General features: G+C 57.3%; 11 protein-coding genes. 7 read left to right on the top strand and 4 right to left on the bottom strand.

The window, feature by feature from the left end; genetic code table 11:
* Window positions 1-5 precede the first annotated feature (5 nt).
* Window positions 6-665, top strand: coding sequence for a bifunctional tRNA pseudouridine(32) synthase/23S rRNA pseudouridine(746) synthase RluA (gene rluA, locus HF650_RS04055; protein ID WP_187801287.1), 660 nt, complete (start codon window positions 6-8; stop codon window positions 663-665).
* Window positions 666-702: 37 nt separating this feature from the next.
* Here the strand turns inward: rluA and djlA are convergent, their stop codons facing one another.
* The gene (gene djlA, locus HF650_RS04050) at window positions 703-1,527 is read right to left on the bottom strand and encodes a co-chaperone DjlA (RefSeq protein WP_187801286.1); all 825 of its coding nucleotides are present in this window, start codon (window positions 1,525-1,527) and stop codon (window positions 703-705) included.
* 196 nt (window positions 1,528-1,723) lie between these two features.
* Between djlA and lptD the strand changes: the two genes are divergently transcribed.
* Genes lptD through apaH form a run of 6 tightly spaced genes read left to right on the top strand, consistent with a single transcriptional unit; the run spans window position 1,724 to window position 8,443 of the window.
* Window positions 1,724-4,066 (top strand): LPS assembly protein LptD, encoded by a 2,343-nt coding sequence (lptD, locus tag HF650_RS04045; protein ID WP_187801285.1) that lies wholly within the window; start codon window positions 1,724-1,726, stop codon window positions 4,064-4,066.
* A gap of 53 nt (window positions 4,067-4,119) precedes the next feature.
* Window positions 4,120-5,406, top strand: a complete 1,287-nt coding sequence (surA, locus tag HF650_RS04040) for a peptidylprolyl isomerase SurA (RefSeq protein ID WP_187801284.1) — start codon at window positions 4,120-4,122, stop codon at window positions 5,404-5,406.
* Window positions 5,403-6,392: a 4-hydroxythreonine-4-phosphate dehydrogenase PdxA gene (gene pdxA / locus HF650_RS04035; RefSeq protein WP_187802600.1), complete on the top strand. Its 990-nt coding sequence runs from the start codon at window positions 5,403-5,405 to the stop codon at window positions 6,390-6,392. The genes surA and pdxA overlap by 4 nt, the downstream gene beginning before the upstream one ends.
* Window positions 6,389-7,210, top strand: a complete 822-nt coding sequence (gene rsmA, locus HF650_RS04030; RefSeq protein WP_187801283.1) for a 16S rRNA (adenine(1518)-N(6)/adenine(1519)-N(6))-dimethyltransferase RsmA — start codon at window positions 6,389-6,391, stop codon at window positions 7,208-7,210. Before pdxA ends, rsmA begins: the two co-directional genes overlap by 4 nt.
* A 3-nt stretch (window positions 7,211-7,213) precedes the next feature.
* Window positions 7,214-7,591, top strand: a complete 378-nt coding sequence (gene apaG, locus HF650_RS04025) for a Co2+/Mg2+ efflux protein ApaG (RefSeq protein ID WP_187801282.1) — start codon at window positions 7,214-7,216, stop codon at window positions 7,589-7,591.
* Between the two features lie 3 nt (window positions 7,592-7,594).
* Window positions 7,595-8,443, top strand: a complete 849-nt coding sequence (gene apaH, locus HF650_RS04020) for a bis(5'-nucleosyl)-tetraphosphatase (symmetrical) ApaH (protein WP_187801281.1) — start codon at window positions 7,595-7,597, stop codon at window positions 8,441-8,443.
* 34 nt (window positions 8,444-8,477) lie between these two features.
* Here the strand turns inward: apaH and folA are convergent, their stop codons facing one another.
* The 3 genes from folA to kefF form a co-directional block, all read right to left on the bottom strand.
* The gene (gene folA, locus HF650_RS04015; protein ID WP_023480281.1) at window positions 8,478-8,957 is read right to left on the bottom strand and encodes a type 3 dihydrofolate reductase; all 480 of its coding nucleotides are present in this window, start codon (window positions 8,955-8,957) and stop codon (window positions 8,478-8,480) included.
* Window positions 8,958-9,151: 194 nt separating this feature from the next.
* A complete protein-coding gene (gene kefC, locus HF650_RS04010) occupies window positions 9,152-11,014 on the bottom strand; it encodes a glutathione-regulated potassium-efflux system protein KefC (RefSeq protein ID WP_187801280.1) in 1,863 nt (620 codons plus the stop codon).
* On the bottom strand, window positions 11,007-11,537 hold the full coding sequence (gene kefF, locus HF650_RS04005; RefSeq protein ID WP_187801279.1) for a glutathione-regulated potassium-efflux system oxidoreductase KefF: 531 nt from the start codon (window positions 11,535-11,537) through the stop codon (window positions 11,007-11,009). Before kefF ends, kefC begins: the two co-directional genes overlap by 8 nt.
* Window positions 11,538-11,590: the final 53 nt, after the last annotated feature.

Genomic DNA, 11,590 nt, shown 5'->3' with positions numbered 1-11,590 from the left:
CCGCAATGGTGATGGAGCCCTACAACCCGCCGCAGGATCCCTGGCTGGTCATTCTCTATCAGGATGAGCACATTATGGTCGTCAACAAGCCCAGCGGCTTGTTGTCGGTGCCGGGCCGTCTTGATGAGCACAAAGACAGCGTGATGACGCGCATCCAGCGCGACCATCCGCTGGCGGAATCGGTGCACCGGTTGGATATGGCCACCAGCGGCGTGATTGTGGTGGCGCTCACCAAAGCGGCCGAGCGCGAATTAAAGCGGCAGTTCCGCGAACGCGAGCCGAAAAAGCAGTATCTGGCGCGCGTCTGGGGCCACCCGGAAAAAGCAGAAGGGTTGGTGGATCTGCCGCTGATTTGCGACTGGCCGAACCGACCGAAGCAAAAGGTCTGTTTTGAAACCGGCAAAGCGGCGCAAACGGAGTATGAGGTGCTGTCCTATGACGAGGATGGCAGCGCGCGGGTGCGCCTGAAGCCGATTACCGGCCGCTCGCACCAGCTGCGGGTGCATATGCTGGCGCTGGGTCATCCGATCCTTGGCGACCGCTTTTATGCGACGCCAGACGCGCTGGCGATGGCGCCCCGTTTACAGCTCCACGCCGAAATATTGACGATTACCCATCCGGCGTTTGGCAACAGCATGACGTTTAAGGCACCGGTGGATTTTTAAGAACGCGCCCCGATCTTGCGGTCGGGGACGTTTTTTATTAGCGAAACCCTTTCTGTTCCCGAATCAGTTCGTAGGCTTTTTGAATATCCTGCGCTTTCTGCTTCGCCATCTCCATCATCTCCGGCGGTAATCCTTTCGCCACCAGCTTATCCGGATGATGCTCACCCATTAAACGACGATAGGCGCGTTTGATGGTTGTCGCATCGTCGGTGGCTTTCACCCCCAGCACGTTACAGGCATCTTCCAGCGTCGGGCCGCGTTGCGCCTGCTGCCATCCGCCACCACCCGCCTGCTGCTGTGAGTTGTTAAAGCCGCCGCCAAATTGCGCCCCGCCCTGCATCATCAACAGGAACTGATCGAACTGCTGGCGAGAGATGCCCAGCTCTTCGGCGATAACGTAGAGAACCTGGCGTTCACTCGGATGAAGCGTGCCATCAGCAAACGCCGCCTGGATTTGAATTTCCAGAAACATCCTAATCAAATCAAAGCGGCCGAAACAGACGCTGCGAAACTGCCGCATCTTGTCGCGTAACGGGTAGTTATCTGTTTTACCGACGCGAAAAGCCTGCTGCGCCGCGGTGCGCGACTCGCCGTGCAGGTTGAGACGATCCATAAACAGGCTGGCGACCTGGATATCGGCTTCCGTTACGCGTCCCTTCGATTTAGTTAAATGCCCCATCACCTCAAAGGTGGTGGCAAAAAAGAGCGTCTGGCGCTCGCGCTGGTTGGCAAACCACGCCATTTTACGGCTGCGTGATTTGTCAAAAAGATGCCCAATAATCAGCCCCAGCACGGCGCCCCAAAAGCCGCCGCCTACGAAAAGGGCAACGACCACTCCAACCACTTTCCCCCAATACTGCATATACTCCCCAAATCGTCATGCCGTCGGCTAAAATTTGCTTTATCATACCCGTCATTCTATGCCGTGCACAGGCGCAGGCTCTCCTTCTGGCTCGAACGCGGGGCAGGATTAAAACTAGCGTTGCAAAGGCGAGTAAGTTAGTCTCAGACCGTTTGCCAGCGTAAAGCCACAGATGACGGAACAACACATAAAACGTATGAAAAAACGTATCCCCACCCTCCTGGCCACCATGATTGGCTACGCCCTTTACAGCCAGCAGGGGATGGCAGCCGATCTTGCCTCGCAGTGTATGCTTGGCGTTCCCAGCTATAACCGCCCCCTGATTAAAGGCGATACCAATAACTTACCGGTAACGATCAACGCCGACCATGCGAAAGGCGATTACCCTGACGACGCGGTTTTTACCGGTAATGTCGATATTAATCAGGGTAATAGCCGTATGCAGGCCGATGAGGTTCAGGTTCATCAACAGCAACCGGAAGGTCAGACGGAACCTGTACGAACGGTGGATGCGCTCGGTAATGTGCACTATGACGACAATCAGGTCATCCTGAAAGGTCCGAAAGGTTGGGCGAACCTCAATACCAAAGACACCAATATTTGGAACGGTGACTATCAGATGGTGGACCGCCAGGGTCGCGGTACTGCCGATGTGATGAAACAGCGTGGCCAGAACCGTTACACCATTCTGGATAACGGTACTTTTACCTCCTGTCTGCCCGGCTCCAATACCTGGAGCGTGGTGGGAAGCGAGGTGATTCAGGATCGTGAAGAGCAGGTCGCTGAGATCTGGAACGCCCGCTTTAAGCTGGGCCCGGTTCCGATCTTCTATAGCCCCTATTTACAGCTGCCGATCGGTGATAAGCGCCGTTCAGGTTTCCTGATCCCGAACGCTAAGTACACCACCAGCAACTATTTCGAATTCTATCTGCCCTACTACTGGAACATCGCGCCCAATATGGATGCGACGATCACGCCGCACTATATCCACAAGCGCGGCAACATCCAGTGGCAGAATGAGTTCCGCTATCTGTCGCAAGCTGGTAAGGGTCTGATCGAGTTTGACTACCTGCCGTCAGATAAAGTCTACGAAGACGAATACCCAACAGAGGGCGATCGCCATCGCTGGCTCTTCTTCTGGCAGCACAGCGGTGTAATGGATAAAGTGTGGCGTTTTAGCGCGAACTACACCAAAGTGAGCGACCCGCGCTATTTTAACGACTTCTCGTCAAAATATGGTTCAAGTACCGATGGTTACGCCACGCAGATCCTCAGCGTTGGTTATGCGGTCCAAAACTTTAACGCCACGGTCTCCACCAAGCAGTTCCAGGTATTTGACCGTACCAGAAGTAACTCCTACTCTGCGCAGCCGCAGGTGGATGTCAACTGGTACCATAACGACCTCGGTCCGTTCGATTTCCGTATGTATGGCCAGGCGGTTAACTTTGTTAACACCAATAAAAACAACCCAGAGTCGACGCGTCTGCATCTGGAGCCGACCTTAAGCCTGCCAGTCTCTAATGGCTGGAGCAGCCTCAACACCGAAGTCAAACTGTTGGCGACCCACTACCAGCAGACCAATGTCGACACCTATAACGCCCGTAACGGTACCGATTATCGCGACTCCGTTAACCGCGTTATGCCGCAGTTTAAAGCCGACGGCAAACTGGTCTTCGAGCGTGATATGGACTGGGCGGCGGGCTACACCCAGACGCTGGAGCCGCGCGCGCAGTACCTCTACGTGCCGTACCGCGATCAGAGCCGTATCAACAACTACGACTCCTCCCTGCTGCAGTCAGACTACAGCGGCCTGTTCCGCGACCGTACCTATGGCGGTCTCGACCGCATCGCATCGGCGAACCAGGTTACTACCGGTCTTACCACGCGTATTTATGATGATGCGGCGGTTGAACGTTTTAACGTTTCTGTTGGTCAAATCTACTATTTCACCGAGTCCCGTACCGGTGATGACAATATCAACTGGGAGAAAGACAACAAAACCGGGTCACTGGTGTGGGCGGGCGATACCTACTGGCGTATCTCTGACCGTTGGGGTCTGCGCGGCGGGGTTCAGTACGATACGCGTCTGAACAACATCGCCAACAGCAGCTCCGCGCTGGAGTATCGTCGTGATGAAAACCGCCTGCTGCAGCTAAGCTATCGTTATGCGAGCCCTGAGTATATCCAGGCAACGTTGCCAAACTATGCCAGAGCCGAGCAGTTTAAAAACGGGATTTCGCAGGTGGGCACCACTGCAAGCTGGCCGATTGCCGATCGTTGGTCTGTTGTTGGCGCGTACTATCTTGATACCAATACCAGCAAGCCTGCGGACCAGATGGTGGGCGTGCAGTACAACTCCTGCTGTTATGCGATTCGCCTCGGTTGGGAACGCAAGCTTAACGGCTGGGAGAACGATCAGAGCAAGTATGAAAAAGTTATCGGTTTCAACATTGAGCTTCGCGGCCTGAGTTCCAACTATGGCCTGGGTACGCAAGAGATGCTGCGCTCGAACATCCTGCCGTACCGTAGCTCACTGTGATCTGTTTGATTTGCAACGTAATCCGCACTGCGGTTAATTGAAATGGAAAAGGTATGAAGAACTGGAAAACGCTGCTTCTCGGTATCGCTATGGTTGCGAATACCAGTTTTGCCGCGCCTCAGGTTGTCGATAAAGTCGCCGCCGTGGTGAATAACGGTGTCGTGCTCGAAAGTGACGTTGATGGTTTGATGCAGTCCGTCAAAGCCAATGCTGGCCAGGCGGGTCAGCAGTTGCCGGATGACAAGACTCTGCGCCATCAAATCCTGGAGCGTCTGATCATGGATCAGATCATTTTGCAGATGGGCACGAAAATGGGCGTCAAAGTCACTGACGAACAGCTCGATGCCGCTATCGCGGACATTGCAAAGCAGAACAACATGACGATGGATCAGATGCGCAGCCGTCTGGCCTACGACGGGATGAATTTCAGCACCTATCGTAGCCAGATCCGCAAAGAGATGATCATCTCCGAAGTGCGTAACAGCGAAGTGCGCCGCCGCGTAACCGTGCTGCCGCAGGAAGTGGAGTCGCTGGCGCAGCAGGTTGGCAATCAGAACGACGCCAGCACCGAGCTGAACCTGAGCCACATCCTGATCCCGCTGTCAGAAAACCCGACCTCCGCGCAGGTTAACGAAGCAGAAGCCCAGGCGCGCTCGATCATCGAGCAGGCGCGTAACGGCGCTGACTTTGGCAAACTGGCGATCACCTACTCTGCCGACCAGCAGGCGCTGAAAGGCGGCCAGATGGGCTGGGGCCGAATTCAGGAGCTGCCGAGCGTCTTCGCTCAGGCGCTGAGCACGGCGAAAAAAGGCGATGTGCTTGGCCCGATCCGCTCCGGTGTTGGTTTCCACATCCTTAAAGTGAACGATCTGCGCGGTCAGTCGAAGAGCATCTCTGTGACTGAAGTGCATGCCCGTCACATCCTGCTGAAGCCGTCGCCGATCATGACCGATGACCAGGCGCGCACCAAGCTGGAAGAGATTGCTGCCGACATTAAGAGCGGTCGCACCACCTTCGCCAACGCGGCGAAAGAGTTCTCTCAGGATCCGGGTTCAGCCAACCAGGGCGGCGACCTCGGCTGGGCGGCTGCGGATATCTACGATCCCGCTTTCCGCGATGCGCTGATGAAGCTGAAACGCGGCCAGATGAGCGGCCCGGTGCACTCCTCCTTCGGCTGGCACCTGATCGAAATGCTCGATACCCGTAACGTCGACAAAACCGATGCCGCGCAGAAAGATCGCGCCTACCGGATGTTGATGAACCGCAAGTTCTCTGAAGAGGCGGCAACCTGGATGCAGGAACAACGCGCCAGCGCTTACGTCAAAATTCTGAGCAACTGATGAGCACGCAGCGCATCGTTATCACTCCCGGCGAGCCCGCCGGGATTGGCCCGGATCTGGTGGTGCAGCTCGCCCAGCGCGACTGGCCTGTGGAACTGGTGATCTGCGGCGATGCAACGCTGTTAACTGACCGGGCAGCCCTGCTCGGTCTGCCGCTTACGCTTCGGGAGTACGCTCCCGGGCAGGCAGCGGTGCCGCAACAAGCCGGAACCCTTACCCTGCTGCCCGTTGCGCTGAATGCGCCGGTTATACCGGGCCGTCTTAATCCGCAAAATGGTGCTTATGTTGTCTCCACCCTTGCCCGCGCCTGCGACGGTTGCCTGAATGGCGAATTTGCCGCGCTGGTCACCGGCCCGGTGCATAAAGGGGTGATCAACGATTCTGGAACGCCCTTTACCGGGCACACGGAATTTTTCGAGCAGCGTGCCCACGCCGACAAAGTGGTGATGATGCTGGCAACGGAGACGCTGCGCGTGGCGCTGGCGACAACGCATCTGCCGCTCAGAGAAGTTGCGGATGCCATCACCCCTGAGTCACTGCGTGAGGTGATCACCATTCTGCACGGCGATCTTCAGCAGAAATTTGGCATTTCCGCTCCGCATATTCTCGTCTGTGGCCTCAACCCCCACGCGGGCGAAGGCGGCCATATGGGCACGGAAGAGATCGACACCATCATTCCGGTGCTGGAGATGATGCGCCATGAAGGCATGAACTTGAGCGGTCCGCTCCCGGCAGACACGCTGTTTCAGCCGAAATACCTCGATAACGCCGATGCGGTGCTGGCGATGTACCACGATCAGGGCCTGCCCGTGCTAAAATACCAGGGCTTTGGCCGCGGGGTGAATATTACCCTCGGTTTACCTTTTATTCGCACCTCCGTCGACCACGGTACCGCCCTTGAACTGGCGGGACAGGGAACCGCGGAGGTCGGCAGTTTTATTACGGCGCTTAATCTCGCCATCAAGATGATTGTTAATACTCAATGAATACTCGCGTCCATCAGGGCCACTTAGCCCGCAAGCGCTTCGGGCAAAACTTCCTCCACGATCAGTTCGTGATCGACAGCATCGTTTCCGCCATCAACCCGCAGAAGGGTCAGGCCATGGTCGAAATCGGCCCCGGTCTTGGCGCGCTGACCGAACCGGTCGGCGATCGTCTGGATAAAATGACGGTGATCGAGCTTGACCGCGATCTGGCGGCTCGTCTGCAAACGCACCCGTTCCTCGCACCGAAACTGACGATTTATCAGCAGGATGCGATGACCATGAACTTCGGCGAGCTGTCGCAATCCCTCGGCCAGCCGCTGCGCGTTTTCGGTAACCTGCCCTATAACATCTCGACGCCGTTGATGTTTCATCTGTTTAGCTATACTGATGCCATTGCCGACATGCATTTTATGTTGCAAAAAGAGGTGGTAAACCGCCTGGTTGCAGGGCCAAACAGTAAGGCATATGGTCGACTGAGCGTGATGGCGCAGTACTACTGCCAGGTGATCCCGGTGTTTGAAGTGCCGCCGACCGCCTTCGCGCCGCCGCCAAAAGTCGATTCTGCCGTGGTGCGTCTGGTGCCGCATACCACTATGCCGCACCCGGTAAAAGAGGTTCGTACCCTGAGCCGCATTACCACTGAAGCCTTTAACCAGCGCCGTAAGACCATCCGCAATAGTCTTGGCAATGTGTTTACCGTCGACGTGCTTTCATCGTTGGGCATCGATCCGACGATGCGTGCAGAAAATATTTCTGTTGCGCAATATTGTCAGTTAGCCAACTACCTGACGGATAATGCGCCGCCGAAGGAGAGTTAACCCATGATCAATTCGCCCCGCGTCTCTGTGCAGGTACAAAGCCTCTATATCGAGTCACAGTCGCAACCCGACCATGAGCGCTATGTCTTTGCTTACACCGTCACCATCCGGAACCTGGGGCGAACCTCCATCCAGTTGCTCAGCCGCTACTGGATGATCACCAATGGAAATGGCCGCGAAACGGAAGTGCAGGGCGAAGGTGTGGTCGGCGAGCAGCCCCATATCGAGCCAGGCGGTGAATTTCAGTACACCAGCGGCGCGGTGATTGAAACGCCGCTGGGCACCATGCAGGGCCATTACGACATGGTCGATGCGCAGGGCACCCCCTTCCGCGTCGCTATTCCGGTCTTCCGACTCGCCGTTCCAATAGTGATCCATTAATCAATGTCTACATACTTTATTGGCGACGTTCACGGTTGCTTTGATGAACTGATCGCGCTGTTAAACCAGGTGGAGTTTTCACCGGAAAAAGATACCGTATGGCTGACCGGCGACCTTGTGGCGCGCGGCCCTGGCTCGCTTGATGTACTGCGCTACGTTAAATCCCTTGGCGACAGTGCGCGCATTGTGCTCGGCAACCACGATCTGCATCTGCTGGCGGTCTTTGCCGGTATCAGCCGCAATAAGCCAAAAGATCGGCTTAACCTGCTGCTGGAAGCGCCCGACGCCGATGAGCTGATCAACTGGCTGCGTCGCCAGCCGCTGCTGCAAATCGACGAAGAGAAAAAGGTGGTGATGGCTCACGCCGGCATCACGCCGCAGTGGGATATCGATACGGCAAAAAGCTGCGCCCGCGATGTTGAAGCGGTGCTGGCGAGTGACTCCTATCCGCTGTTCCTTGATGCGATGTATGGCGATCTGCCGAACCACTGGTCGCCAGAGCTGAGCGGTCTCGCTCGTCTGCGCTTTATCACCAACGCGTTTACGCGGATGCGTTACTGCTTCCCGAATGGACAGTTGGATATGTACTGCAAAGATACGCCGCAGAATGCCCCGGCACCGCTGAAACCCTGGTTCTCGATTCCGGGTCCGGTCGCGCAAGAGTACAGCATCATCTTCGGCCACTGGGCATCGCTGGAAGGGGAAGGTACGCCGGAGGGGATTTACGGTCTGGATACCGGCTGCTGCTGGGGCGGGGATCTCACCTGCCTGCGCTGGGAAGATAAACAGATCTTCACCCAGCCATCGAATCGCCAGATGGATCTGGGAGATGGTGAAGCCATCGCTTCCTGAAATGAAAATCCCCGGCATGCCGGGGATTTTGCTATTAGCGACGCTCGAGAATTTCGAAGCAGTAGCTGTGTGAATTCTGCGCGTCCGCGTCGTGGAATTCACTGAAGACCGAATCCCACTCGTCCGGATCGTAGTCCGGGAAATGGGTATCGCCCTCCACTTCCGCATCAATGTGCGTCAGATAGAGGCGCTGCGCTTTCGGCAGGAACTGCTCATACACGCGGCCGCCACCGATCACCATGATCTCCTGCGCATCACCGCACGCCGCCAGCGCATCCTCAACGGATTTCACCCACTCAACGCGATCGTCGGTGCCCGGCTGGCTGCTGATGACAATATTTTTACGCCCCGGCAGCGGGCGACCGATGGATTCCCATGTCAGGCGGCCCATCACAACAGGTTTGTTTAAGGTGTTGCGCTTAAACCAGGCGAGATCGGCAGGGAGATCCCACGGCATGGCATTCTCCATACCGATGACGCGATCCACTGCTAACGCCGCAATCAGACTGATCATTCATTCATTTCCTGGATGCAAAAAATTGTCGCCACTATACGGAAAGCACAATCTTTCGTCGACGGTGTGCAAGGTAAAGAAGAAGAAAAATTTCTCTTCTGCTGGCGGTGCCCGTGCGCATATCCGCACCGCCAGCTTTCCATGCCTAATCTATCAAGCCATTAGCCGTCAAGCAGCCTTAACAGGCGGCGCGATCAGGGCTGCGGTTTCGCCGCGGGTTCATCTGCCGGATCGTCCGTATGCCGTCCCTCTTCTGTACCCTGCCAGCCATGGCGCTGCGTGACGGAGAGATGCGCGCGATCTTCGGCGATAATCTCCGTCAGCATGGCGCTGGTGCGTTTAAACACCGCGACGCGCCCCTGGCCGCCATCTTCTGCATTTGCCATCTCTTCAATCATGTCGTGATTAAAACGGCGGAAGCGGTCGGCACGCTCACGCGCCTCATAAGCGCCCAGCCCCAGACCTTCAAGCGCCTGACGCCCGGTTTTCAGCGCAGCTTCGAAGGTCTCACGTTCAGGATCATCGACGCCCATCTGACGCAGGCGAATGTAGTGATCGACATCGCGGGCGCGGGCAATAATGCGCAGGTGCGGGAAGTGCTCCTTCGCCAGCGCCGTTAAGTGCAGGCTGGCTTCGGGATCATCAATTGCGTTGATCAATACTTCCGCCCGCGCCGCACCCGCAGACTCCAGCAGATCAACGCGGGTCGCGTCGCCGTAGAAGACCTTCATGCCAAACTTGCGCAGCGTCTCGATATGGTCAGGATCGTGATCGAGGATGACCATCTTCACGCCGCTGGAGAGCAGCAGACGCCCTGAGATCTGCCCGAAGCGGCCGAAGCCGGCGACAATGACCCGCGCCTGCTCTTCGTCGATGGCATCAGCTTCCCGCTCCCGATCGCCACCGCCCGCTTCCAGACGCGCAAGCAGCACCAGCAGCAGCGGCGTTGCCGCCATCGACAGCGCCACGGTGAGGGTTAAGGCTTTCGCCCATTCGCTGTCCAGCACCTGCGCCGTTTGCGCGGCACCAAACACCACAAAGGCAAATTCACTCCCCTGCCCCAGCAACGCTGCGAACCACCAGCGTTGCTTACGCGGCACGGTTAAAGGACGTGCGATCAGCCACAGCACGCCAGTTTTAATCACCAGGAAACCGCCCAGCAGCAGCAGGATACGCAGCGGATGGCTCACCAGCGTGCCGAAATCGATCGACATGCCGACGCCGATAAAGAAGAGCCCGAGCAGCAGCCCTTTAAACGGCTCGATATCGCTCTCCAGCGCGTGGCGATACTCGGAGCTGGCAAGCAGCACACCGGCGAGGAACGCGCCCATCGCCATCGACAGCCCCGCCTCTTCCAGCAGCAAACCGAAGCCGAAGACCAGTAGCAGCGCCACGGCGCAGAAGACTTCGCGCAGGCCGGAGCGGGCGACAAAGCGCAGCGCAGGGCGCGCGACATAGCGCCCAATCAGCACCACCAGCGTCAGCGCCGCGACGACTTTTAGCGCAGATAATAGAAAGGCGCTGAGGGTCATCGCCCCGCCGCTGGCGGCCAGCAGCGGGATCATCGCCACCAGCGGAATCGCGGCGATATCCTGGAACAGCAGCACTGAAAAGGCGCTGCGCCCCATCTGCGAAGCGGTAAGGTTCCGCTCATTCATCGCCTGCATGGCGATAGCGGTCGATGAGAGCCCAAGCGTCAGGCCAATCAGCAGCGCCACCGGCCACGGCAGCCCAAGCAGCAGGCAGAAGCCGCCGAGCAGCAGGCCACAGCTGCCCATCTGCAACGCGCCGCCACCAAATACCGAGGCGCGCAATTTCCACAACCGTTGCGGATCGAGCTCGAGGCCGATGATAAACAGCATCAATACCACGCCGATTTCGGCGAAGTGCAGAATCGACTCCGCATCGGTGACCAGCCGTAATCCCCACGGGCCGATAATGCCACCGGCAATCAGGTAACCAAGCACCGAACCGAGGCCGAGGCGCATGGCGATGGGCACCACCAGCGCCGCCGCGCCCAGGTAGATCAACGCCTGAATCATTGAGTGACTATCCACGCTGCACCTCCAGCCATGCCTGCAAACGCTGTTTATATTGTCGGGCCTGCGCTTGCAGGGTTTCGTCATCGCAGATAAAGGTGCGGTGAATGGCAAAAGGCGGCAGCCACGTCAGCCCACAGTAGAGCGCCGTGGCCTGCAAAGGCTGGGCGAGCACCTCAAAGCCGGGGTGTGCGCCCAAATCAAAGTGGTGGTCGCCGCCGCCGGTGGTGACCGCCCACATCACGCTTTTACCGCGCAGCGCAGTGCCGCCCTGGCCATATGCCCAGCCGTGAGCCAGCACTTTATCGATCCAGAGTTTGAGTAGGGGCGTGACGCTATACCACTGCATCGGGTGCTGCCAGATGATGAGATCGGCACGCGCCAGCGCCTGCTGCTCGGCGGCAATATCGATATTGAAATCGGGATAGAGATCGTAAAGAGAGCGGATTTCTACCTCATCCAGCGTCGCAACCTGCTCAAGCATGCGCTTATTGGCATGGGAGTGCTGCGGATAGGGGTGGGCGTAAATAATGAGGATCATCGATTACCTGTTTCACTGATATTTTCAGAGAGTGTAGACAGTTAATCGATTAG

It is taken from the genome of Kosakonia sp. SMBL-WEM22, from assembly GCF_014490785.1.
Classification (GTDB): Bacteria; Pseudomonadota; Gammaproteobacteria; order Enterobacterales; family Enterobacteriaceae; genus Kosakonia.
This window is presented reverse-complemented; position numbering and strand designations above follow the sequence as displayed.